This is a genomic window from Microcoleus sp. MOSTC5 (genome assembly GCF_036701825.1).
GTDB classification, from domain to species: Bacteria; Cyanobacteriota; Cyanobacteriia; order Cyanobacteriales; family Microcoleaceae; genus Microcoleus; species Microcoleus asticus.
Window position 1 is genome coordinate 18,372 of sequence record NZ_JAUBRK010000052.1, and the last position, 24,583, is coordinate 42,954.

25 protein-coding genes are annotated in these 24,583 nt (G+C 47.0%); 14 read left to right on the top strand and 11 right to left on the bottom strand.

Features of this window, described 5'->3' with window-relative positions:
- Positions 1–101: 101 nt before the first annotated feature.
- Positions 102–1,778 carry a glycosyltransferase family 4 protein gene (locus tag QUA54_RS24670; protein ID WP_333416706.1) on the bottom strand — a complete coding sequence of 559 codons (1,677 nt, stop codon included), beginning with the start codon at positions 1,776–1,778 and terminating at the stop codon, positions 102–104.
- Between the two features lie 413 nt (positions 1,779–2,191).
- Here QUA54_RS24670 and QUA54_RS24675 point away from each other — a divergent pair, with 413 nt between their 5' ends.
- From QUA54_RS24675 to QUA54_RS24710, 8 genes are all read left to right on the top strand, one after another.
- The gene (locus tag QUA54_RS24675; RefSeq protein WP_172190580.1) at positions 2,192–2,431 is read left to right on the top strand and encodes a DUF3134 domain-containing protein; all 240 of its coding nucleotides are present in this window, start codon (positions 2,192–2,194) and stop codon (positions 2,429–2,431) included.
- A gap of 130 nt (positions 2,432–2,561) precedes the next feature.
- The gene (gene mraY, locus QUA54_RS24680; RefSeq protein WP_333188347.1) at positions 2,562–3,677 is read left to right on the top strand and encodes a phospho-N-acetylmuramoyl-pentapeptide-transferase; all 1,116 of its coding nucleotides are present in this window, start codon (positions 2,562–2,564) and stop codon (positions 3,675–3,677) included.
- Between the two features lie 340 nt (positions 3,678–4,017).
- Complete coding sequence (locus tag QUA54_RS24685; protein WP_333416707.1) at positions 4,018–5,001, top strand: glycosyltransferase; 984 nt, start codon at positions 4,018–4,020, stop codon at positions 4,999–5,001.
- A 549-nt stretch (positions 5,002–5,550) separates the two neighbouring features.
- The gene (locus QUA54_RS24690; protein WP_333416708.1) at positions 5,551–7,410 is read left to right on the top strand and encodes an NAD(P)H-quinone oxidoreductase subunit F; all 1,860 of its coding nucleotides are present in this window, start codon (positions 5,551–5,553) and stop codon (positions 7,408–7,410) included.
- Between the two features lie 104 nt (positions 7,411–7,514).
- On the top strand, positions 7,515–8,234 hold the full coding sequence (locus QUA54_RS24695; RefSeq protein ID WP_333416709.1) for a carbonic anhydrase: 720 nt from the start codon (positions 7,515–7,517) through the stop codon (positions 8,232–8,234).
- A gap of 107 nt (positions 8,235–8,341) precedes the next feature.
- Positions 8,342–9,895, top strand: coding sequence for an NADH-quinone oxidoreductase subunit M (locus QUA54_RS24700; protein ID WP_333416710.1), 1,554 nt, complete (start codon positions 8,342–8,344; stop codon positions 9,893–9,895).
- A gap of 173 nt (positions 9,896–10,068) precedes the next feature.
- Positions 10,069–11,391, top strand: coding sequence for a CO2 hydration protein (locus QUA54_RS24705; RefSeq protein WP_333416711.1), 1,323 nt, complete (start codon positions 10,069–10,071; stop codon positions 11,389–11,391).
- Positions 11,392–11,647: 256 nt separating this feature from the next.
- Entirely contained in the window at positions 11,648–11,854 is a 207-nt protein-coding gene (locus QUA54_RS24710; RefSeq protein ID WP_333416712.1) for a hypothetical protein, read from the top strand.
- Here QUA54_RS24710 and QUA54_RS24715 read toward each other — a convergent pair.
- From QUA54_RS24715 to QUA54_RS24725, 3 genes are all read right to left on the bottom strand, one after another.
- Positions 11,851–12,069, bottom strand: coding sequence for a type II toxin-antitoxin system HicB family antitoxin (locus tag QUA54_RS24715; protein ID WP_333416713.1), 219 nt, complete (start codon positions 12,067–12,069; stop codon positions 11,851–11,853). The genes QUA54_RS24710 and QUA54_RS24715 overlap by 4 nt on opposite strands.
- Positions 12,066–12,287, bottom strand: a complete 222-nt coding sequence (locus QUA54_RS24720; RefSeq protein ID WP_333416714.1) for a type II toxin-antitoxin system HicA family toxin — start codon at positions 12,285–12,287, stop codon at positions 12,066–12,068. Before QUA54_RS24720 ends, QUA54_RS24715 begins: the two co-directional genes overlap by 4 nt.
- 98 nt (positions 12,288–12,385) lie before the next feature.
- Positions 12,386–12,856, bottom strand: coding sequence for a hypothetical protein (locus QUA54_RS24725; protein WP_333416715.1), 471 nt, complete (start codon positions 12,854–12,856; stop codon positions 12,386–12,388).
- A 183-nt stretch (positions 12,857–13,039) separates the two neighbouring features.
- Between QUA54_RS24725 and QUA54_RS24730 the strand changes: the two genes are divergently transcribed.
- Together QUA54_RS24730 and QUA54_RS24735 are read left to right on the top strand one after the other, a co-directional pair.
- A complete protein-coding gene (locus QUA54_RS24730) occupies positions 13,040–13,252 on the top strand; it encodes a helix-turn-helix domain-containing protein (RefSeq protein ID WP_006631306.1) in 213 nt (70 codons plus the stop codon).
- A 224-nt stretch (positions 13,253–13,476) separates the two neighbouring features.
- The gene (locus tag QUA54_RS24735) at positions 13,477–13,671 is read left to right on the top strand and encodes a hypothetical protein (RefSeq protein ID WP_172190590.1); all 195 of its coding nucleotides are present in this window, start codon (positions 13,477–13,479) and stop codon (positions 13,669–13,671) included.
- 84 nt (positions 13,672–13,755) lie between these two features.
- Here QUA54_RS24735 and QUA54_RS24740 read toward each other — a convergent pair whose 3' ends face one another.
- Positions 13,756–14,097 (bottom strand): hypothetical protein, encoded by a 342-nt coding sequence (locus QUA54_RS24740; protein WP_333416716.1) that lies wholly within the window; start codon positions 14,095–14,097, stop codon positions 13,756–13,758.
- 1 nt (position 14,098) lies between these two features.
- Positions 14,099–14,638 (bottom strand): group 1 truncated hemoglobin, encoded by a 540-nt coding sequence (locus QUA54_RS24745; protein ID WP_333416717.1) that lies wholly within the window; start codon positions 14,636–14,638, stop codon positions 14,099–14,101.
- A 368-nt stretch (positions 14,639–15,006) separates the two neighbouring features.
- Here QUA54_RS24745 and QUA54_RS24750 point away from each other — a divergent pair, with 368 nt between their 5' ends.
- Positions 15,007–15,201 (top strand): hypothetical protein, encoded by a 195-nt coding sequence (locus tag QUA54_RS24750; protein WP_333416718.1) that lies wholly within the window; start codon positions 15,007–15,009, stop codon positions 15,199–15,201.
- Between the two features lie 78 nt (positions 15,202–15,279).
- Here QUA54_RS24750 and QUA54_RS24755 read toward each other — a convergent pair whose 3' ends face one another.
- Positions 15,280–15,750: a hypothetical protein gene (locus QUA54_RS24755; protein ID WP_333416719.1), complete on the bottom strand. Its 471-nt coding sequence runs from the start codon at positions 15,748–15,750 to the stop codon at positions 15,280–15,282.
- 203 nt (positions 15,751–15,953) lie between these two features.
- Here QUA54_RS24755 and QUA54_RS24760 point away from each other — a divergent pair, with 203 nt between their 5' ends.
- Both QUA54_RS24760 and QUA54_RS24765 read left to right on the top strand, forming a co-directional pair.
- On the top strand, positions 15,954–16,148 hold the full coding sequence (locus QUA54_RS24760) for a hypothetical protein (protein ID WP_194010318.1): 195 nt from the start codon (positions 15,954–15,956) through the stop codon (positions 16,146–16,148).
- 24 nt (positions 16,149–16,172) lie between these two features.
- Positions 16,173–16,355, top strand: a complete 183-nt coding sequence (locus QUA54_RS24765) for a hypothetical protein (protein WP_333416720.1) — start codon at positions 16,173–16,175, stop codon at positions 16,353–16,355.
- Positions 16,356–16,408: 53 nt separating this feature from the next.
- Here the strand turns inward: QUA54_RS24765 and QUA54_RS24770 are convergent, their stop codons facing one another.
- The 4 genes from QUA54_RS24770 to psaA form a co-directional block, all read right to left on the bottom strand.
- On the bottom strand, positions 16,409–18,604 hold the full coding sequence (locus tag QUA54_RS24770; protein WP_333416721.1) for an NACHT domain-containing protein: 2,196 nt from the start codon (positions 18,602–18,604) through the stop codon (positions 16,409–16,411).
- 195 nt (positions 18,605–18,799) lie between these two features.
- The gene (locus tag QUA54_RS24775) at positions 18,800–19,555 is read right to left on the bottom strand and encodes a class I SAM-dependent methyltransferase (protein WP_333416722.1); all 756 of its coding nucleotides are present in this window, start codon (positions 19,553–19,555) and stop codon (positions 18,800–18,802) included.
- A 262-nt stretch (positions 19,556–19,817) separates the two neighbouring features.
- A complete protein-coding gene (psaB, locus tag QUA54_RS24780; protein ID WP_333200941.1) occupies positions 19,818–22,043 on the bottom strand; it encodes a photosystem I core protein PsaB in 2,226 nt (741 codons plus the stop codon).
- Positions 22,044–22,153: 110 nt separating this feature from the next.
- Complete coding sequence (gene psaA / locus QUA54_RS24785) at positions 22,154–24,448, bottom strand: photosystem I core protein PsaA (RefSeq protein ID WP_333200943.1); 2,295 nt, start codon at positions 24,446–24,448, stop codon at positions 22,154–22,156.
- Between psaA and QUA54_RS24790 the strand changes: the two genes are divergently transcribed.
- Positions 24,447–24,572: a hypothetical protein gene (locus QUA54_RS24790; protein ID WP_333416723.1), complete on the top strand. Its 126-nt coding sequence runs from the start codon at positions 24,447–24,449 to the stop codon at positions 24,570–24,572. The two genes, psaA and QUA54_RS24790, sit on opposite strands and share 2 nt — an antisense overlap.
- The last annotated feature ends 11 nt before the right edge of the window (positions 24,573–24,583 follow it).

Consider the following 24,583-nt stretch of genomic DNA (forward strand, 5'->3'; position numbering starts at 1 on the left):
TATTGAGTTCGCGTTCAATATTATTTATAAATTACGCGACAAGTCGTTTTTAGCGCGCTGATTATTGGGTATTTTTGTTCGGAGCGTACACCCTACATTAATTAATGACTAATAACTAAGATACCAAATTTCATTAGATAGAGTATCGTCCGATATAGGTATGCTAATTCTTGCTCGTTTTTAACGTAGCGTCTGATAACTTCCCCCACGCTGACAGTGCCTTCTTGCTTAATTGTATCCAATATCTGCATCTGAATGCTAACAGATATTCTCCGATCGTCACCAAAACAGGTAAACCAAATTGTCTGTATCTGCTGTAAAATTTCTGGTGTGGCGATCGGCCCTAAACTCAGCATCATCTCATTGCTTAAAGTTTGAGTCGCATAATGACCCAATACCCGAAACGGATCGTCGCCCAGCGGATAAGGCGGCTTCCCGGCTTTTACAGGTGCTGACTCTGGTGCCCCAAGGCGAATTTCTGCTAATTCCCGCCACAATTGTTCGTAAGCTGCAATTACTACTTTCCAATCATAAATTTCCCTTGCTCTTTGTCTGGCATTTTCCCCCATCCGCTTTCTCAATTCGGGGTTTTCAATTAATTGGCACAAAGCCCGGGTGCAAAAATCAATGTCAACTGCTGTGGCTAGGGAAGTGTGGCCCATGTAAGTCGGCCAATTTAAGCTGCCGTCGAGATAATTTAGCGCTAAATCTAAACAAGATTCCGGGGGCGGGATGAGTGTGGGAATGCGGAAGCCGTCTATTTCGTGGCGTACAGATTCTTTGTATCCGTTCCAGTCGGAGACTATGGCGGGCAGTCCGTTCGCCATTGCTTCTATTGGCGTGAGTCCGAAGGTTTCTTGAATGTTGTCGGAAAGCGAAATGAAAATGTCTGCCGCCGACCAAATATTTATTCTAATTTCGGGTTGTCTCCCATCTAAAAAAATAGCATTTACGGAGGGGCAAAAGATTTGCGCGCTATTTTTAAAGTCGGGTTCTTCTCTCGGATCTTCGATCCAACCTGCTTGAATTAAGTGGATTTTGGCTTTTGTCTGTTGTGCGGCGGCCTCTAGGGCGATGTACATCGGTACCGGATGAGCTTTTGCAGAAAAAGTCAATCGACCGACAAATAACACAACAATATCGTCGGGAGAAATGCCGAGTTCTTGCCGCAGTTGGCGGCGACTATTAACTGCTTCCACACCCTGGGGAAACGCGCTGCAATCCACTCCTAGGGGAATAATCGGCAATTTGACTAAAATTTCCGGTTGACCGCCATTGCGCTGCGCTAAATATTCTGACCACTCCCCCATAACGCCTTCTACTGCTGTTTTCGCGGCGGCAGAGGTGCAGATCAGGGCGTCCCAAGGCTGCATGGGTGCGGTTATCAAATCGCCGATCGCCCCCATGACATATTTGGTACCGATGGTGTGAGTAACGCCGCAAACGCTGTAGGCCCGCTGATCGACAAATCTGCGCGCCCAAACCATCTGCGAGAGGGCGGGATCGGGTCGGTAAATTGTGCCCGGTTGAGAGAGCAAATCCGGTCGTTCTGTGGGAATCCAGCGGACTTTCCGAGGTTGTTGCAGCCAAGGTTGGATGTGCGAACAAAACTCCTTAAAGGTTGTTTGGCTGTCGGCGCAACAGTAGAGAGAGTCAGCGGTTCCGTGTTGTACTAAGCTTTTGAGAAACCCTTCTCCGGCTGAATGACGCCCCAGAAGTTTTTGCCCTCCGGTGTGGTAACCCTCTTTGTTGTATAAAACCGCCGCCGTTGTATCCATTCTGAGATTTATTGCGCAAGAGTTGACTGAAGAAGCCAGAGGGCTTTCGGGATAAGGCTTTGATGAAAAACCAGGAGACAGTTCTGAATCAACCGCTTGCCCGTTAACGAGGCTTGGAGAAGAGGATCGCCACCTGTGGCGCGATATCTTAAAGACGACCGTCTGCGATTACAATGCTTAGGGCTAAAGAAGGATTGGCAAGAGCGGATTTTAGTGTTATCCTGAGGCCCATGATTGGGGGCGATCGCCTTTTGGGTCTCCCATCTTATCCGATCCGGAACCAAACAGTGCTTGTGGTATAATGCTTTAGCCTTGCTAGATGCCCGATTTGCAAGTGCTTCATCAAAGCAGCAGTCCGTCGGCAAAACATTACCTCTACTCGATCGCGTCTTTGTCTTTAAAAACCGAGAATCATGTACAACCCATCTCTGCGTCAAATACCTCGCCACTTGCCTGCGGATGTAATTCCATTAAAGCAGCAATCTTCTCTTTTAGACTGGTTGGAATCTAACAATCGCCTGTTAGCAAGGGATGTCCAAGAACCCGACTATCTGCACGAAGAAGAAATTTCAGAACTAATGGCAGTTGACGACAGTCCTTACGATGATTTAGAAGAGGAAGTTGAAGAGGATGCGAGTGTAGGCGAGGAATAACTTGTAGAAGGGTGAAGTAATCAACCGGAAACAGGGAATAAAAACTAAGATATTTCCCAATCTCCTGTAGCGCACCCGATTCCCCAATTTTCAATTGCTTGTTCTTAAATGGTGTGTGTTGAGGAGTGTTATGGATAACTTTGTGGATGAGAAAATTTCTTTTACTATGCCTTTCAAACTTACAGGCAGGAATTTATTCCTGCTGCTGGGTTTGGGGCTCGGCATTGTCGCGATCGGTTTAGATTTAGCAGCGGGTAGACTTTTGAATGGGCCTGCATCGCTATTTATGCCACTAGCTGTTTGTGCTGTAGTTGCATCGGCTGTGGGCTGTGGAGTTGTGCCTTTACTCCAGCAATTAAAAGCAGGACAAATAATTCGCGAAGACGGCCCCCAAGCTCACTTAAAAAAGGCGGGAACGCCGACAATGGGAGGCATCTTTTTTGTGCCTGCAGGGGTCGCAGTTGCTTTGCTTTGGTCGAGATTTAACTCAGATGTTGTTGCTGTATCAGCTTTAACTTTAGCTTACGGTTTCATCGGCTGGATCGACGACTGGCAAATTTTGCGCCGCAAGTCGAATAAAGGTATTTCACCTAGGATGAAATTGGCTTTGCAAGTAGGTTTTGCAGCTCTATTTTGTCTGTGGCTGATGTTCCGCGAACCAGCTATTTCTACCAGCATTGCTTTGCCTTTCGGTTGGGTATTGCCTTTAGGTTTTCTGTTTTGGCCGCTGGCTGGTTTTGTGCTGGTAGCTGAAAGCAATGCTACTAATATTACCGACGGGATTGATGGGTTGATGGGAGGTTTGGGGGCGATCGCACTTTTGGGATTGGGCGCATCTGTAGCCTCAACTTCGCCAGAATTAATGATATTTTGCGCCTGCACCAGCGGCAGTTGTCTCGGTTTCTTAGCACACAACCGCAATCCAGCCAGCGTGTTTATGGGCGATACAGGTGCTTTAGCTTTGGGCGGTGCGTTGGGTGCGGTAGCTTTATTAACAAATAGCCTTTGGATATTATTAATAATCAGCGGGATTTTCTTTATTGAAACGCTGTCAGTAATTGCTCAAGTAGGTTATTACAAGGCTACAAAAGGGCCGGATGGAATCGGCAAGCGTCTGTTAAGAATGGCTCCGCTGCACCATCATTTAGAGTTGTGCGGCTGGCTAGAAACTCAGGTTGTTGGCATTTTTTATCTAACTAACGGGGTGTTAGTGTTAATGATTCTGATGTTGACTAGCAACAGTTGAGAACGGATTGAGTGACGGACTGCACAGGGGATGTAAGAGATATTTTCTACTATTTCAAAGAAACAGGGAAGATGCCTGTTCCACAACTCCATTCAGTTGTTGTGGAACAGGCATCTTCCCTGTTTAAGGCTCCGAAGTTATAATTTTGAGAATTGATATCCCCGGTTAATGCAATGGAACTTAATAACACTTTTTAATTATTTGAATAATCGCCAAGACGCTTATAGCGCGAAGAAAGAAGTACATTTGCTTATTTATCTTCCTTCGCGTCCTTAGCGCCTTCGCGGTTCGTTTAATCTGACTCAATATTAGTTATGCTATCGTTGACGGTTGTTTTTGAATGATTAAAATGTTTTTACCGGAAGTTTCGATAGTAGTGCCAATTTACAATGGCGAGACAGATTTGCCGGAGTTGATCGAGTGCCTGCGATCGCAAACTTATCCGATCGACAGTGTAGAATATCTCTTAGTAGACAACAACAGTCGCGATCGCACTTCAAGCATTATCCAAACAGCAGCCTCTAACCCCCCCTCAGTCCCCCCCTTGGTAAGGGGGGGAAGCAATTTAAATCAAATAACCCTTCGCCACCTCACCGAAAATCAGATTCAAAGTTCCTACGCCGCCCGCAATCAAGGAATTCGCGCATCAACAGGCGAAATCATTGCATTTACCGATGCAGACTGTCGCCCGGAATCTGACTGGCTGGAAAATTTAGTTAAGCCATTTGTTGACTTAGAAGTAGGAATTAGTGCTGGGGAAATACTCGCATTGCCCGGTAAAACTATTTTAGAACAACACAGCGCCCGCGAAAATACTTTATCTCAAAAACATACTCTCGCTCACCCTTTTTGTCCCTACGGTCAAACCGCCAATTTAGCTGTACGCAAGCAAGTTTTAGAAACAGTAGGCTTGTTTCGCCCCCATCTCACCAGCGGCGGCGATGCTGACTTGTGCTGGCGGATTTTGCGAGAAACATCCTATAAATTGTATTTTGCTGAAAATGCGATCGTCCGACACCGCCACCGTTCTACAATAAAACAGTTGCAAAGTCAATGGTATCGGTACGGCGAATCTAATAAATATTTGCACGAACTCCACGGCGTCGATTTGATGCGAGAATTCACAACAGGGGAATATTTTTACCGGCTGGCTAGGTGGCTTTTCAAGGAATTTCCGGTTGCTGCTGCCAAAATTGCGATCGCCCGAGCCGATCTGGTAGATTTGTTTAATACGCCGATCGGTCTTTTGAGTGTTAGGGCAAGGGCGATCGGACAGCGCCAAGCCAAACTCCCAGAATCAGCTTGGGACATTGAGCGGTTCTAATATTGTAGAGCGTCAGCGTTTCACGGACAGGCAACATGCCCTCCCCACAAAAAAATTGAACTTTTGTGGGGAGGGCATTTTGCCTTTTCTAAATAAGCATTTCACGGGCAGGCAGGATGCCCAACCCCTACTCCCCACAAAAAAAATTGAATTCTTATGGAACAGGCAAGATGCCTGTTGCTCAAAATGGTGTACCCCACAAAAATTGAACTGTTGTGGCACAGGCATCTTGCCTGTTGCTCAAAATAGTGCATGATGTGCGATCGAATCAATGATTCTTTTTTATACAATCCCCGCCTCTAAATACGTATAAGTACAGTTTATTGGTACATATAGATATGCTAAATCCGAAATATGAGAATTTAACGTAATCCTTAATATAAAATTAATAAGTCGATTCTGAAGCGCTCGGTTTGACGACGGGAACGAACTCACAGGCAAACCCCCAAATTTTCTTTACTTCTGCCTTCTGGCTTTTCAGTGCTGTCGTCAGCGCATCGGAATTATTCTCAGATTTTTAAATCTTTGTAACCTTTACAAGTAATGCCAATGGCTCAAATCTTACTCCAGACAGTTTGGTTTATACCTTGCTATCCACTCATCGGCGGAGTTCTGTCCATGCTGTGGTTTCCGGCAGTTACTCGCCGCACCGGGCCCAGACCGTCCGGTTACGTAAACGCCATATTAACCTTGTTCGCTTTTTTACACGGCGTCATCGCCCTGACAGCTATCTGGAACCAACCCGCGCAACACCAGTTGATTCCTTGGCTGAACGTAGCAGGTTTAGACTTAACCATTCCTGTTGAAATCTCTGCTGTCACCGTCGGGGCGACAGTTTTGATTACCGGACTGAACTTGCTAGCGCAGATTTATGCTTTCGGTTACATGGAAATGGACTGGGGCTGGGCTCGGTTCTTTTCTCTGATGGGGCTGTTTGAAGCTGGGATGTGTGGCTTGGTACTGTGCAATTCCCTGTTCTTCAGCTACATGATTTTGGAAGTTCTGACTTTGGGTACTTACCTGCTAGTCGGGCTGTGGTTCAATCAGTCTTTGGTGGTGACAGGAGCCCGCGACGCTTTCTTAACCAAGCGGGTGGGAGATTTATTCCTGCTGATGGGGGTAGTTGCCATTCTGCCGCTGGCTGGAACTTGGAATTTTGACGAGTTGGCTGTTTGGGCCCAGACTGCAAAGCTTGACCCGACTGTAGCGACGCTGTTGACTTTAGCTTTGATTGCCGGCCCGATGGGTAAGTGCGCTCAGTTTCCCTTGCACCTGTGGCTGGATGAGGCGATGGAAGGCCCTCTGCCGGCAACGATTTTGCGGAACACCGTAGTTGTGGAAACTGGTGCTTGGATATTGATTAAGTTGCAGCCGGTGATTGCTTTGTCGCCCGTGGGGATGACGACAACTATTATTGTAGGCGCTGCGACGGCGGTGGGTGCTTCATTAATTGCGATCGCCCAAATTGATATCAAACGCACGCTTTCCTATATAGTCAGCGCCTACATGGGCTTAGTATTTATCGCCGTCGGCACCGGACAAGCCCAGACAGCCCTGACATTGATATTTGCCTACACCTTGGCAATGGGTTTGCTGGTGATGAGCATCGGTTCGGTAGTTTGGAACACCGTCACTCAGGATATCCGAGCTCTCGGCGGTTTGTGGGGAAAGCGGCCGATATCGGCGATATCGTTTATTGTCGGTAGCGCTGGATTGGTGGGACTGCCGCCCTTCGGCTGTTTCTGGGCTTTAGAAGACTTCACATCCGGGCTTTGGGAAACTCACCCTTTCTTGTTAGGAATAGTGCTGTTTGTAAACGGCGTCACTGCTTTTGGCTTAGTGCGCGTCTTCGGTTTAGTTTTTGGCGGCAAACCAAAGCAAATGACCGAACGTTCGCCAGAAGTTCACTGGCCTTTTATCTTGCCGATGACTGTTTTAATGGGCTTTACTTTGCACGTTCCGCACTTGCTGGCCGCGTGGCAGTTATTGCCTGGGGCGAGTTTGAATTATACCGCCAGTGGACTGCTAGTTGTGTCAACGGCGATCGGCATCGGTGCCGGAGCAGTTGTTTACCTGAATGAGAAATGGGAAAAACCGGTACGAATCGGTTCTCAAGCCCTGCAAGACTTTTTTGCCTACGACTTTTACACCGCCCAACTTTACCGGGTGACAGTGATATTTGCCGTCGGTTTAGTTGCTCGAGTCATCTCCTGGGTCGATCGCAATATTGTGGACGGATTCGCGAACTTAATCGGTTTTGCAACGGTTTTTGGCGGGCAAAGCCTCAAGTACAACGTTAACGGTCAAACTCAGTTTTACGCCCTGACTATTCTGTTCGGAGTTGCACTTTTGGGACTGCTGATAAGCTGGCCTTTGCTAGCTCGCCTGTCGCTGATTGTCGGCGGCTAAATAGAATTAATATTTAAGATTTTAGGTGACATTTTTAATCTAAAATCTTAAAAACATGAAGTCTTGAACAAAGATTTCAAACTAGATACAACAAGGCAACATCAATGAACTCAAACAACAGAAAATTCAATCTTTCCCGACGCAATTCCCTCAAATTTGTCGCAGGAGCCATTGGTACAGGGATACTTGCAGCACGAGCAGGCGCTGATTTGGCTGCACCCGAACCAGTAATTGCTCAAAATGACTTGACTCCCGATGCAGCTCTGAAACAGTTAATGGACGGAAACCAGCGGTTTGTTGACAAAAAACGCCAAAGTCCCCACCAAGACTTACCCCGCCTCCTCGAAGTTGCCATAGCTCAAAAACCCTTTGCTGCTATTCTCGGCTGTGCAGATTCCCGCTTTCCTTCCGAAATTATCTTCGATCAGGGATTGGGAGATTTATTTGTGTGTCGCGTGGCCGGAAATGTTACTACTTCCGAAGAAATTGGCAGCCTGGAATTTGGCACGCTGGTACTGGGAGCAAAAGTGCTTGTGGTAGTCGGGCATAAAAGGTGCGGTGCGGTAGAGGCAACCATCAAAGGAGCTCAAGTTCCCGGTCAAATTGGCAGTTTGATCGAGGCAATTAAGCCTGCTGTAGAAATATCGAAAAACCAAACGGGCGACAGGCTAGAGAATGCCTCAAAAGCCAATGTTGTGCTGCAAGCTAACAGGTTGAAAGCATCTCCAGTTATCTCTAAGTTAATTGCGGACAACAAACTGAAAGTTGTTGGTGCATACTACGATTTAGACACGGGGAGAGTCACTGTTCTTTCTGATTCTTGATGCAACTTTGGATTGAGAGTTTGGGGAAATGTTAATATCTAAACTCTCAAACTATCAAACACAATATCCTGCGAAATAGATTCTTTACTCTTCATTCTTGACACATTATGCTTAGTGCCTTGCTCTGGTTGCCCGCGTTGGGCGCTGCGGTAGTCGGGTTTTTGCCCGGAAACATCAATGGGATGCGTCTGCGTTCAATAGCCTCGGCTTTTGCTGCTGCTGTTTTCCTTTTGAATATTTGGCTGTTGACTCAATTCGATACAGCCAATTCGGGACTGCAATTTCAAGAATATTTGCCTTGGATTCCACAATTAGGTTTGAGCTACAACTTGGGCATTGACGGCTTGTCCTTACCGCTGCTGGTTTTAAGTGCTTTGCTGACGCTATTAGTCATTTACGGTACTGGCGAAGGGATGGCTCGTCCCCAGCTTTACTATGCTTTGATTTTGCTGATCAATGCTGGTATTGCCGGAGCTTTGATGTCTCAAAATTTGCTGCTGTTTGTACTGTTTTACGAAGTAGAATTAATTCCTTTCTACCTGTTGATTGCGATTTGGGGCGGAAAGCAGCGAGAATACGCTGCCATGAAGTTTTTGATTTACACGGCCGTTTCGGGATTTTTAGTTTTAGCGGGATTTTTGGGTGTTGCTTGGCTGAGTGGCTCTTTAAATTTCGATTACACTGCGATTACCACTCAAGAATTGCCCTTGAGAACGCAATTGATCCTGCTAACAATTGTGATAATTGGGTTGGGAATTAAAATTCCTTTAGTGCCGCTGCATACTTGGCTGCCTGATGCTTACGTCGAAGCTTCGCCAGCAACAGCAATTCTGCTGGGAGGGATTTTGGCGAAGTTGGGAACTTACGGTTTAGTGCGGTTCTGCTTGCAGTTGTTTCCCGAAACTTGGTCAATTGTAGCTCCCGGTTTAGCGATTATCGGGACTGTGAGCGTGATGTACGGTGCTTTGAGCGCGATCGCCCAAAAAGACATCAAGCGCATGGTAGCCTATAGTTCGATCGGACATATGGGTTACATCCTCGTTGCCTGCGCCGCCGGCACAAAACTCGCCTTAATCGGCGCTGTCGGGCAAATGGTAAGCCACGGCTTAATTTTAGCTTTGCTGTTTTATTTGGTAGGCATCATCGAAAACAAAGTTGGCACGCGGGATTTGGACGTGCTCAACGGTTTGATGAACCCGATGCGGGGTTTACCCACTGCCAGTTCCCTGTTAGTTTTGGGCGGCATGGCAAGCGCCGGAATTCCGGGTTTGGTGGGTTTTATTGCCGAATTCTTAGTGTTTCAAGGCAGTTTTTCGATCTTTCCAATTCCAACTTTACTCTGCATTTTAGCTTCTGGCTTAACAGCAGTTTACTTTGTTATTCTGCTCAACCGCACCTGTTTTGGAAAGTTGGATAACGCCACAGCTTACTACCCTCCAGTTACGTTTGGTGAAAATATGCCGGCGCTGGTTTTGGCGGCCATCATTTTTGTGTTGGGAATTCAACCTGCTTGGCTGCTCAAGTGGAGCGAATCTACTACAAATGCGATCGTTGCTACTCTGCCGGCGGACAGAAATGCCCAAGTTGCTATTAGCTATCCCCTTGAACATTCGGCGATAAAAATCACGTCTAGAGAAACGATATCCGCCGACGCTGACTAAGAGCATCTACTCGTTACCAGGCAGAGCCTGGTAACGCATATCCTCCGGCTCTGCCTCCAATTTTCCGGTTCAGGCTTGGATATCGGTTCCCAAGCACAGCCGGGGAACCAGTTAAAGAATTGCCACTTTTTGCAAGAATTCAAAACATTTAGGTTCAATCAAAGGAAAAAACAATGGTACAAACCCCTAATAAACCAGCAACTAAACTACCTCCTTCCAAGCACGAATTTGCTGAAGTAATTCACAGGCTAGAAGCTGGCGGCGCGATGATTCCAGATACGCCGGAAAATCTGATGCAAATTATCGCTATCTGGAAAGCTTACGCAGTGCCGATGGATTTCTACTGGCGGGATTTGCTTTACATCGCCGAACGGGTATTTTTACACCCGCTTCCTTTCTTTAAATACTTTTTACCTCAAGAGTATTTAGACTTGCAAAATCACTATGCAGGCGACGGTGCAGATTTGCGGATCTGGCGCGGGACTGGAAGTGCTCACCCGGAACTTTTGGAGTTCATGGAAAAGGGAGAAACTGGTAAACTCCCTCGATTTATGCACCATTTGTGGCACGATCGCATTAACATGGAATTTGCCGAAGAGTGCATGAGGTCAATGCTTTGGCACCGAGGCTTGTACGTGCCGACCAATCAATTCGATCCTTATTTGGACAGTGACGAATATAAGGCTAATGCCGATCGGGCAATTAAAGCTTACTTCAAAAAAGACCCGTTCATGCTGGCACTTCACAAAGCATTTCCAGAAATGTTTTTAGAACAGTGCCGCCAAATGTCTTATTACAGCAATCTCGGTTTATTCTGGGAAGTCATGGCGCCGGTGTTTTTTGAGGTTTCCGACTTGTACGACGAAGGGAAAGTTACCACAGTCCCGCAGGCGATGGATTTCCTAGTAAATGGCATATTTGCGATCGCCGGACGCCCGATTTACCACCACGTTTACATCGACGGCGAGAAGTACGAAATCATCCCAAAATCTAAGGGTTTTACTTGGCTTTACGAAGCAGCGTTACCTTACGTTGAAGCTGTATTTTATCGCACTTCGCCGTTCCGAGGCACCAAATCTTACAATGCTCAAGCTAGGGAAGTTCCTGACGACCAAAAAGACTTCCACTACGGAGTTTTGTATGCAGACAAATTCCCGGTAGGTACGGCGGGGATTCCGCCGACTTTGCTAGCACAAGATATGCTGCATTTCCTGCCGCCTTATTTGATGGATTTCTACAAACAGCGCTGTCGCGGCGAAGATGATATCCTCAATCAAATTGGGGTGACATTTCAGCGATCGATGTACTGCGTTACTTCGGCGGTGATTCAAGCTTTGCGGACGGCGCTTTTGTATCCCTTAGATGACCAGAATCCAAAGCATTTGAAGGCAAATCGGGCTTTCTTTGAGGCTCAGCTCGATCGCTTCTGCCGTCCTGAATACGGCATGAAATATGCAGCGAAGCTCAAGAATATTCAGACTTCGGATTACAGGTAAAGGATGTTTAAGGGAGGCATCTTAGCTGAAAAGTTCGCCAGTCCGTTAGCCAGGGGTTTAAACCCCTGGCTCAAATCTCAAGTCGCTTGAAACCGACTGGGAAAAATCAGAGTTTTTTTAAGCCGTTGAAAAAGTCCTATAATATTAAGTCAGTTGGCATCGTAATTATTCATCTGTCTCACTGATTTTCCTCTAAGTTCTCTGCGGTTTAATCACTCAGATAAAACCGGAAATGATATAACAAATAACAATAACTATGGACAGCAAAGATCTAGCCAAATATATCGAAGCAAAGGACGGGATTTCCAAACCTTGGCTGTTGGTGCAACTGCGGCTGAAAAAATTGCAAGAAAGGCGATCGGAGATTTCTGCTGAAGAGTATCTGACAGAACTTACTGACCTTCACAAAGATTTAATGAATCTCGGCGAATGGTGGCTGGGAATTGAAGATGAAGTCTTCTAAGCGATTTGAAGAATGTTGGGTGGGGGGATGAATTCACCTTCTTCCTGCCAAGCTTCCAGATACATTTCGATCACTTCTTCGCCATGTCGGATTGCTTCTTCGCGGGTTTTGCCGTGGGTACAGGGCATGACAACGCGATCGGCAAACTCTGGAATCGTCACGAGGAAAAGTTGATCCTCGTCAGACCATTGGACGATCATACTGTATCGATTCATGAATCTTCCTCCTTTAACTCGTCGAGTTCGGCTAACAATATTGACAACTGCTTCTCTAAATAGCGTGGCACATCATCTCCGTCTTTGCCGGGAATTGTTAATGTCTTGCCAATCACAGGATGCTGCCATCTCTCATGGCTGCCTTTTCCGCGTTTGGGCAAATAAACAAAGCCCTCACGGGTAATCTGAGCTTTTAACTCGCGAATTTTTCTAGGCATGGTGATTGTCCATTTTCTACCTTCATTTTCTCACTTAGCCATTTGTTTTAATTTTTCCTTTGCCCATTCTCGCAGTTGCACGTCGGGTCGATCGCACTTTAAAATTTTTCCATCAAATCTTTTTCTTGGGCATAGACATCTCGTAGCTGTTGCAGCGCCGCCCCAGAAATGACCGATTTAACAGTAGCTACCAGTTGGCCCCACTCCAGCAATCTGTCAACTGAAACAGCTTTTTTGAACTTGTACGTGTAGAATTTCGTCCAAAATGCTGGTGCTTGCTTGCTTTTCCAGCGTTTGTACCATCTGCCATAATCTTGAGGTGCGATCGGCTTTACTGCTAAAGTCGGGGGAAAATCGGCATAGCTGACAAACCGACTGATGCCTTTGGCGTGAACGTACACCATGTAACGACAGCATTCGATGCGGTAAATCTCGTCTGCTGCGATATTGAACAGGAGTGCGACTGTTTCTTCGGTAACGAATCTCGCCAGCGGATGCAGAATGGGAGATTTATGAATTATTCTCGATTCTGCGATCGTCCGCGATTTTGCCGGAGTTTCTGATATCATGGCTAGTACACCTCTGGATATGGTTAGTAGACTTCTGGATATGGCAAATGCACTTTTTGATAGAAAGAAATAATCTATCCAGATTAGGTTTTACAGACGATCGCCCTTTAGTTTTCCAGGCCGGGGGGCGATCGGCTTTTTAGATGAATTTATTGTAAGGTGTTATAGCACCCATTGTCAAGCATGGGTTTAGTAAGAATTAAAGTCAGAGAACTAGCCGCAGAGAAAGGTTGGACATTCAAGGAAGTTTCAGAACGTTCTGGGGTGGTCTACAACACTGTCAAGCATTATGCCCGCTGTCCCGGGCTGACAACGGTTGACTTTACTTTGCTGCTGAAATTAGCTCGGACTTTTGATGTGATGATTGAGGATTTGGTTGAAGTTTTGGAGGAATAGTCGATCGGCCTTTCTATGTTTTTACTATAAACTTTTTTGTTTCGTCTTGTCAAGACGCGCTTAAGCATTTTGCATCGCAGCTAAAAGCTCAGCTTAAAGGTGCTAAGATTTAATCCAAGTTGTTAATCTCCCGTTACCTTTGTGACAATCAAGCAATTTGGTTCGGGGCCTCGGATTCATCTGTCGGATCGATCTAAAATCTAAAATCTAAAATCTAAAATTGGATGACTAGAGCCAGTACCGCCATCGGGGTGAGCCCCATCATCAAGGAAATTGTGCAGAAAAAGGCGCTAGCAACCCGACTAACGCTGAAGGAAATTATCTATGTCGGGATGCTGGCGATTGACGATTTGGACGAAAAGCGCTTGCAAGAGTTGGCTGACAAGGTGCATCAGATGCAGGTGAATGGTGAAATTTGAGGCGATGAGGGCGATCTCACTTCGAGTGAAGTAAGGCAAGGGCGCTCCTATGGAATTCGTCTACTGAAACAAATTCTTATTTTGCTACCAATAAATTGGGGTCTTCTTCTCCTCAACAGGAGCGTTCTCCGATCTAGTATTTGTACCCGTTTCGGTGCTCTTAGCGCCACACAGTCTGCTCAAATCAACTATCGTGCTATCGGAGCGCTGATAAAAACAAAAAGGTCGATCGTTGGATTGAGCATAAGGTGGAGCAAAAATAGCAGGCATGGAAAAGCGATCAGAAGACTGCCTCGGCATTGGGGATACTGGAACTTTCATCTCGGTGGTTGGCTCTGACGGTTTTGCACTGGCTGCGTCGGCCGTTACCATTCCTGACAGTAGCAGAAATGCCACCGAAAGCAGGAGGAGATTGGAGCGTTTCATATTACTTTTCGACAATCTTGCTTCTGAGACTATTAACAAATGCCAGGACTTCGGATTTCTCTGGTGGATTGACCCCATTTTTATCGAGAGCTTGGGACACATCATTAGCAAAAGCGTTAAATTCATTGTTCGTGAGACCTCCATCCATTCCACTATGGGAAAGCTTCATAGTCCGCCCTGTATAAACACAAGGCCCCCCTGCCGCTTGGCAGAATTGATCCACTAACAACTGACGCAGCCTCTGTTGTGAGTTTGTGCCCAAGCCAATAAAGTATTTACCAATTAGTGCGTCAGCGAATATGAAAGTTGTTGAATCATCAATGACTTTTGCGATCGCGTTGTAGCCTCCCAGCCTAGTGTATAGAGAATTTCCTCCGGGAACTTGTGCAATCAGATCTGTAGTTACTTTTTCTGCTGATTCTTGTGCTGGCATCACTGGCGTAGAACGAGCGAAACTAGGGCTTAATCTGAAAGTAGTCACAACGATGACTGTGATACAAATTAATGTCAACAACATTGCCAAAGATTTACTGAGTTTCATTGAAAAATCTCCAATTGTGAGGGTAATATGGTTAATTGAATCTTCAGCACTAAGTGATTTACAGATACATAGGCTTAAGAAGCCGACAGCCGAAGTATGAGCTCAACTAAACTTAGTCTTTCGCTCTGTGCGATCGTAAAGAGGCGAGGGTAAAGAGCGATCGCTCTCCACTTCAATTGATAACTTTACCATCAAATCATCTTACGGTAGAGTTTGTAATATTTCTTAGATAAGTCAGCATTTGCTGATTGATTGACTTCACATTGTGTTGCATCTTGTCAAAACGCGGTTAAAAAGTTGCTTCGCAGCTAAAAACTCAGGTTAAAAGTCCTAAGATTTAATCGAAGTGGTTAATCTCCGGTTAGTTGGTGACGAGAGCCCGTACTGCCATTGGAGTCAGCCCCATAATTAAGGAACTTGTGCAGAAAAAGGCGCTAGCAACCCGACTAACACTTAAGGAAATTACCTATGTAGGGATGCTGGCGATTGACAAGCTAGACGAAAATCGCTGGCAAGAATTGGCCGATCGGGTGCATCTGATGCAGGTGAATGGGGAGATTTGAGGGGATAAGGGCGATTCCCTACGAGATAGCTACGCTTCACGCACTTTTGGTGAAATGAGGTTCGGGGCGATAGCATATTCAAAAATTTTCCCGCCTATATTTTTCGTATAAATAAGCATCTCGCAGTTGTTGCAAAGCTGTTTCTGAGAACAGGGATTTGGCTACAGCTACCAAGAGGCCCCATGCAAGCTGTTTATCCGCAGTAGTAGCGTATTTGAATTGATGTATATAAAACTGTGTCCAAAAATCAGGTGCTTTTGTGCCTTTCCAGCGTTTGTACCATCTGCCAAAGTCTTGAATTCTCGGTAATTCTACTTCTAAAATTGGCGGAAAATCCGCATAACTGACAAACCGACTGATGCCTTTAGCGTGGACGTAGACCATGTAACGAAAGCATTCGATGCGGTAAATCTCGTCTACTGAGATATTGAACAGCAGTGCAACAGTTTCTTCTGTGACAAATCTTGCCAGCCGATGAAGGACTGGGGACTTGTGGATAATTTTGGAGCAGGCGAAGGTGCTTGATTTTAGCTGGAATGCTGCTATCATGGTGAATAACTTAGACAGTTGATACCTGTCTACATAAGTTTTAAAGGCGATCGCCCTTAAGTTGTCTAGACCGGGGGCGATCGCTTTTTTGTATTTTTTACACTATAGCATGATTAACTGTACTTAGTCAAACATTATTGTACTTAATCGGAGTGAGGATGGTAACATCAAGGAAAGTTGTTATTAATAGTTGATTATTCTTCGTGGCTAAAACTAATACTGCGATCGCCGTCAGTTCCGCGATCAAGGAAGTCATTCAAAAACAAGCGCTAGCGACCAGACTAACCCAGAAGGAAGTCGTCTACTTGGGAATGCTGGCAATTGATGCACTCGATAAGGAAAGCCGCCAAGAGTTGGCAGATAAGGTGCATCAGATGCAGGTCAATGGGGAGATTTGAAGCTGAGGAAAACCAGGTCAAACCGTGATTGAATCAGTCATATCAAATCCGCCCTTCATCGTCCTGTATTCATCTCTCTGTTCTCTGACTCTGCGTTCTCTGCGTTCTCTGCGGTTTAATCATTCCAATGCAACCGGAATTGATATTACACATGGGCGTCCAGAAACCGGGTTTTTACGAAAAGACGGGTTGCAACCAGCAGATTAGGAAAAAAACCCGGTTTCGAGGAGTCGGAGTGCGTAACTCCCGTATCTAGAATCTCAAAGGGTAGAATTCTCTGGAACTACCAACATCCGCGATTCTATTTCTTCCCAGGTTTTTGCTGATATTCTCACTGCTGCTGCTTGGCATCCGACGATCAGATAATTGGCATATAAATAATCTGTCAGCACCTTTACTTCTTCCTGAGATAATTTGACTATTTCTATATTGAGATGGAGTGCGTTACACCAGGTATCTAAAAGGCCATCTAAAAATGCTAAGTCTGTTTGGTCGGATTGGTTAGCATCAGCAAATCGCTCTTTGAGTGCTGTCAGTTGAGCAATCAGTTCAGTCCAATTGACATCCTTGAAGATTTTGATTTTTTTAAATTCTTTGGCGATGGTGATGGCGTAGGCGTTGGCGTTGGCGTTGCCGATGGCGATCGAGTTGGGGTAGGCGATGGCGATGCCGTTAACCTTGGCGATGGCGTTGGCGATGGCGATGGCGTAGGCGTTGGCGTTGGCGATGGCGATGGCGTTGGCGTTGGCGTTGGCGATGTCGTAGCCGATGCTGATGTCGTAGGCGTTAGCGTTGACCTTGGCGTTGGCGATGGCGTAGGCGTTGGCGTTGGCGTTGCCGATGGCGATAGCGATCGCCAGAGCACGTTTACCCACAGGCTTAAAATCATCTTCCGAGTCCTTAGTCGCTGCATCTGCCCATTGCAATAGCCCTTGCAACTTCGGCGTGTTAATGTACTTTTGAGCTTCTTTTTCCATTAACAGCAGCAAGTCATCAGCCCCATTTTTTGCACGCACCAACCCCGCTACCAACAAAAACACTTCTGGCCAGCGATAATCAGAGAGATGGCAGGTAACTAACTGCTCAATTAAATTATTATCAGCAATATATTGCGCCGTGAGATATTCCTGAAGCGTCAAATGCGAAAACGAGTAGACATCCTCAGCTCGTTCTACCAAAATCCCCTGTTGAACTGCAATAGCTTTCAGAACCGCCTCACCGTCTAAATGCTTCGGTGCATTCAAATTGCCTGCTAAAAAAGTTTTAATTTCCTCAACCACTTCTCGCTGCGAAAAAAACAGCTTATTAGCCTCAAAACCAGTATAAGCAATCTCCGATAACAAACTCTCCTCTAACTCCGTGCTGAGTCCTTGATAAATTTCATCTCGCAGAATCCGCTTTTCCGCCGCCCATTCTTCCAACAATATCCGCAAAGCCTTTTTATAAAGAACACTGCGATTATTCGGAAAGTTTTGCGAACGGTCATAATTGAGGCAGAGGAAAGTTAGCAATAATGGCGTGTGGGCTAACTCTTTAGCTGCTGCATATTCTGGCTTTTGCAATAACTTCCAACATTTTTGAGCCGTTCCCGCTTGTTTATCAACCTCAGACTGAAACCAGTTACCAATGAATTGCTCAATTTGAGTATCGTCAAAGTCTGCAATTTTTACATCCGTAAAGCGTTGAAAGTTGTTTCTATAAGCGGCTGTGCGACAAGAGACAATGAAGCTATTTTTATCGTAGCGGTCAACAAAATTTTGAATTTTACTAATGACCTCATTTGTGTTGACTGTCGGCACTTCATCCAATCCATCCAGCAAGATTAATAGCTTTCCCTGCTCTAATGCCTTAGCGATAACTTGCTCGGAAGGGGGAAAGCCACAAATGCTAAACTCTTCAACAATTAATTTTTCTATGTCTATCTGGCTAGATGTAAAGCTTTTAAGTTCGATAAAAACAGGAATGCGATCGTGATCAAATCCGCCTTTTTTGCCCTTCAGTGCTTCGAGTCCTATTTTCCGCAAAAATGTAGATTTTCCGGCCCCGGGCTGCCCTAAAACCATCAAATATTGCTTCTCATTAGCAATTTTTAGCCCTTCTTGCTTCTGGCAGTCTTGCTGCTGAAAACTTCGCTCTTTTGCTTGGCGGTAAGCTTCCTCTAAATTTTGGATTGATTCAAAACTGCGCTTTTCTTGCTTATCCAAAAACTGCACAGCAGTATAAACCGATTCTAATGGCACAGCCTCCCGCATTCCCAATACTTTCAGAATGCCGTGACGCTTGAAGTAGCGTTTTTCGTATTCCCCTGATGCCTTGTAAATTAGCTGTTTAGTTTTCTCATCTAGCTTTTTGCCCATCAAACCGAGAAACTTGCCACCAGTTTCAAAGACTGACTGGAAAATGGGGAGGGCGATACCGCTAACACAACTTATAGCAAAGGGTTCAATTCCTGTCATGGCAGTATTAATGAGGTTTTTATGATGGGACTTAGCCGCGTCGAGGTCAGAAACCGGGTTTCTTCTATATATCTCTAGTTTGACGCATCAAGCGCAGCTTGTCCTTGCTCAATGCTCGGATACACTAAATCCAGCACAGCAGAGGGTCGATCGCCCGAGTGGTAGAGTGAAAAGGCCGATCGACCTTCAAGTCACTTATGCGATCGAGTTGCCCTCTAAAATGGGTTTACGTGCAACGAATCCTGCATGAGCTTTTGGCAAGTTGTACTCACCGTAACTACCGATGATTTGAACTTGAAAACCTACGCGATCGAGTGCTTCAGCAATATCTTTTGCCTTGTACAACCGCAAACAGTGTATTTCCTCATCTCGCCTGTAGGTTTCCCCTACTTTACGAAGAGTAATGATGCGGCGAATTAAGGTTTGATTCTCTTGATTTTCTTCCTTCTCAACCAGAACTATCCAATCTTTTCCTTCGGTGAATCCTTTGGTTGTGTTTCCTGCTGCAATCTGTCCGGGTTCTGCAATGTCAAAGATGAAAACACCGCCCTCGGTTAAGGCGTGATAAATGCGACGGAAAAATTGCACCAGGTTTTGGCGATCGTTGTCTGCATCAAACAGATAATTCAAACATTCGCCGATCGAGGTGACAGCATTACAGGGTGGGATATCAGTTTTAAACAGCGACTCAACTCGAAACTCGCCATCAGGCACTCTGTTTCGGGCAATGGCAATCAAAGACTCAGAAATATCAACTCCCAGAACACGATAACCAGCCTTTCTGAATTCTAGTGCTGATAATCCGCTGCCACAACCCAAGTCCACGACTAAACCTTCTGGTAGCTTGTTTTGGGCCAAGATATTCAATATACCAGGGGCAGATTTGAGAGCATAATCGCTATGCCCAATATCATGAATATATGCGAGGTCTTCCTTATACCACTCTGTCATGACTTCGTTCCAGCAGACTACTTAACAAATTTAGTGGCGATCGCACTTTTATTTGTGCTTGACAGACTCAGCCAACCGCTTCGCATTGTCCCGCCTATGAACATTAATCGAACTGCATTTTGCTTCGACCCATCGATCTTATTCCATCCATCCGTTACATCCCGTACACTACTCGTTGCCGAACTTCTTTCTGCTATACAAAAAAATCCCCCGCCAGAAGGCAGGGGATTTCATTTAATTACCTAGAAACCAGAGTTCAGAGTTACCCGAATTTCCCGGCCGTCGAGGCAATTACAAAGGCCGCGTAAGTGAGGACGTTGCCCACAGTAAAGTGAACTAAGCCAACCAAACGACCTTGGACGATGGACAAAGCAACAGGCTTGTCTTTCCAGCGAACCAAGTTAGCCAAAGGAGTGCGCTCGTGAGCCCAAACCAAAGTCTCGATCAACTCTTGCCAGTAACCTCTCCAAGAGATCAGGAACATGAAACCAGTTGCCCAAACGAGGTGTCCGAATAAGAACATCCAAGCCCAGACTGACAAGTTGTTAGTACCGTACGGGTTGTAACCGTTGATCAACTGAGAAGAATACAGCCAGAGGTAATCGCGGAACCAGCCCATCAGGTAGGTAGAAGACTCATTGAACTGAGCCACGTTACCTTGCCAGATGCCCAGGTGCTTCCAGTGCCAGTAGAACGTTACCCAAGCTAGGGTGTTCAGCATCCAGAAGACAGACATGTACATCGCGTCCCAAGCAGAGATGTCGCAAGTACCGCCACGGCCGGGGCCGTCGCAAGGGAAAGAATAACCGAAGTCTTTTTTGTCCGGCATCAGCTTAGAACCGCGTGCATCCAGAGCGCCTTTGACCAAGATCAAGGTGGTGGTGTGCAAGCCTAGTGCGATCGCGTGGTGAACCAAGAAATCGCCAGGTCCGATTGCCAAGAACAGAGAATTAGTACCGCTGTTGATCGCGTCCAACCAGCCTGGGAGCCATACGTTGCCGTAGTTCGGCCAAGCGGTAGAAGCAATGCTGTCAGGGTTAGACAACAGCACGTCCATGCCGTAGAGAGCTTTTCCGTGAGCAGCTTGGATGAACTGTGCGAACACTGGTTCAATCAAGATTTGCTTTTCAGGAGTACCGAAAGCAACTACAACGTCATTGTGAACGTACAGTCCCAAAGTGTGGAAGCCCAAGAACAGCGACACCCAGCTCAAGTGAGAGATAATCGCTTCTTTGTGCTGCAACACTCGATCGAGCACGTTACCTTTGTTTGATTCAGGATCGTAGTCCCGCACCAAGAAGATAGCTCCGTGGGCGAAAGCGCCGACCATGATGAATCCAGCAATGTACTGGTGGTGCGTGTAAAGCGCAGCCTGAGTCGTGAAGTCCTTACCTATGAAAGCATAGGGAGGCATCGCGTACATATGCTGTGCTACCAGGGAGGTAATGACGCCCAAAGCGGCGAGGTGCCAGCCCAATTGGAAGTGCAGCGAGTTGTTGTAGGTTTCGTAAATGCCTTGGTGAGGCATATTGAAGGGGCCTTCAACTTTCTTACCAAAGAAGTCTTTGGCGTCGCACATTTCTTTGATGCTGTGACCGATACCGAAGTTAGTCCGGTACATATGACCGGCAACGATAAACAGAACTGCGATCGCCAAGTGGTGGTGAGCGATGTCTGTCAGCCACAGGGATTCTGTTTGAGGGTGGAAGCCACCCAAGAAAGTCAGAATTGCGGTTCCCGCGCCTTCGGCAGTACCGAAGACATGGCTCGCTGAATCAGGGTTCTCGGCGTATACGCCCCAGTTACCACTGAAGAACGGAGCCAAACCGGCCGGATGAGGCGGGGTAGACAGGAAGTTGTCCCAACCTACGTGCTGTCCGCGAGATTCGGGGATAGCAACGTGAACCATGTGACCAGTCCAAGCCAAAGAGCTGACACCGAACAAACCAGCCAAGTGGTGGTTGAGGCGAGATTCAGCATTTTTGAACCAAGACAAGCTGGGGCGGTACTTGGGCTGGAGGTGCAACCAACCTGCGAACAGGAAGACAGCCGCCAGGAGTAGCAAGAAGATAGCTCCTTGATACAGGTCGGCGTTGGTCCGAATCCCTTGAGTGAACCACCAATGGTAGACACCGGAGTAAGAGATGTCTACTGGGTTAGAAGCGCCCCCTTGAGTGAAAGCTTCTACTGCAGGAGCGCCGAATTGCGGGTCCCAAATCGCGTGAGCGATCGGGCGGACGTTTAGAGGGTCTTTAATCCACTGTTCAAAGTTACCTTGCCATGCTACGTGGAACAGGCTGCCCGAAGTCCACAAGAAAATGATTGCTAGGTGGCCGAAGTGAGAAGCAAAAATCTTTTGGTAAAGATTTTCTTCGGTCATGCCATCGTGGCTTTCAAAGTCGTGTGCTGTGGCAATCCCGTACCAGATCCGCCGTGTGGTCGGGTCTTGGGCAAGGTCTTGGCTAAATTTTGGAAATTTCGTTGCCATAAGCCTTGATTAATCCTGAATCCTGAACAAAATTGAAGGGATTCGGTTCGGAGTTTGGATTCTGGGTTTGAGATTCCTCCCAAATCCCGAATCCAAAACCTAGGGGTAGTTTACCCTACCGAAATGATTCGCGCTAGGAAAAATGCCCACGTAGTGACAATTCCGCCTAACAGGTAGTGAGCTACACCCACAGCCCGACCCTGAATAATGCTCAGAGCGCGAGGCTGAATCGAGGGAGCTACCTTGAGCTTATTGTGAGCCCAAACAATGGATTCAATCAGTTCTTGCCAGTAGCCGCGGCCGCTGAACAGGAACATCAAGCTGAAGGCGAACACAAAGTGTCCAGCTAGGAACATCAGACCGTAGGCCGACAGTGCCGAACCGTAGGACTGAATTACCTGAGAAGCTTGCGCCCAGAGGAAGTCCCGCAGCCAGCCGTTAATCGTGAGCGCACTTTGTGCGAAATTACCGCCGGTGATGTGAGAAATTGTGCCGTCTGGCGATACTGTTCCCCACACGTCCGACTGCATTTTCCAGCTAAAGTGGAAAATCACGATCGAGATGCAGTTGTACATCCAGAACAAGCCTAGGAACACGTGATCCCAACCCGAAACTTGGCAGGTGCCGCCACGGCCGGGGCCGTCGCAAGGGAACCGGAAGCCCAAGTTACCTTTGTCAGGAACCAAACGAGAACTGCGTGCGAACAACACGCCCTTCAAGAGGATCAGGACTGTAACGTGAATGGTGAAAGCGTGGATGTGGTGGATCAAGAAGTCCGCCGTACCCAACTCGATCGGCATCATCGCTACTTTGCCGGCGACTACTACTGCACCGCCGCCAAAAGCGTGGCTGACGATTTCCGTAGCATTAGGCGCTGTTGTGCCCGGAGCCAAGGCGTGGATGTTTTGCACCCACTGGGCAAATATCGGACGCAACTGAATCCCGGTATCGGAGAACAAATCTTGAGGACGACCGAAAGCCCGCATCGTGTCGTTGTGAACGTACAGACCGAAGCTGTGGAAGCCCAAGAATATGCAAACCCAGTTCAGGTGAGAGATTATGGCATCTCTGTGGCGGATTACGCGGTCGAGCAGGTTATTAACGTGCTGGGCCGGATCGTAATCCCGCACCATGAATATTGCTGCGTGAGCTGCTGCTCCAACAATCAGGAATCCGCCAATCCACATGTGGTGGGTGAACAGGGATAGCTGAGTCGGGTAGTCCGTAGCAATGTACGGATACGGAGGCATCGCGTACATGTGGTGAGCCACGATGATGCTCAAAGAGCCCATCCAGGCCAAGTTCCACGACAGTTGGCAGTGCCAAGACTGCGTGAAGATTTCGTACATCCCCTTGTGGCCTTCGCCTGTGAAGGGGCCTTTGTGAGCTTCCAGAACTTCTTTGAAGCTGTGGCCGATGCCCCAGTTCGTGCGGTAGAAGTGTCCGGCGACGATGAACAGCACTGCCAAAGCTAAGTGGTGGTGCGTTGTATCGGTCAGCCACAGACCGCCTGTGGTGGGGTTCAGACCGCCTTTGAAGGTCAGGAAGTCTGAGTATGCGCCCCAGTTGAGGGTGAAGAAGGGGGTTAAACCTTTAGCGAAACTCGGGTAGATGTCAGCCATCAAGCCCGGTGTCAAAATCCACTCGTGCGGCAGAGGGATGTCAGCAACTGTTTTGATCAGCTTGCCGCCGACTGTCAGCGGTGCGCCCGCATCGATCGCGTCCATGCAAGCGTTAATCGGCAGCGAAACGTGAATTTGCTGTCCCGCGTAGCCCAAACAACCGCAGCCGAGCAAACCTGCCAAGTGGTGGTTCATCATCGATTCCACGTTCTGGAACCATTCCAGTTTCGGAGCGCGGACGTGATAGTGGAACCAACCGGCAAATAGCATCAGGGCTGCCATTACCAAGGCGCCGATCGCAGTGCAATATAGCTGGTATGAGTTAGTGATGCCGTTGGCGTGCCACCACTGGAACAGACCAGAGGTGATCTGAATCCCGTGAAAACCGCCGCCTACATCTGCATTTAAAATTTCTTGACCAAAAATCGGCCAGACCACTTGAGCGCTGGGCTTGATGGCTGTAGGATTTGTCAGCCAAGCTTCGTAATTGGAAAATTTAGCGCCGTGGAAATATGCGCCGCTCAACCATACGAAGATTACTGCCAAGTGGCCGAAGTGAGCGCTAAAGATTTTGCGCGAAACGTCTTCTAAGTCACTTGTATGACTGTCAAAGTCGTGAGCGTTAGCGTGGAGGTTCCAAATCCAAGTGGTGGTTTTTGGCCCTTTAGCTAGAGTGCGATCGAAATGACCTGGTTTTGACCACTTCTCGAAGGAAGTGGGAACCGGATTCTCATCGACTACTACCCTAACTTTTACCTCTCGCTCTGGAGGACTAATGGTCATGAAGACTCTCCTCTCGGTAAGACAAGGAACGAGAACTGATAATGTATCTGACATTCCCCGGGCTTTTGGTACGGGGATTCTCGGTTCTCCGACACAGATTGCACTTCACTCTTTGCAGAGTTAGACGCAGGTGCA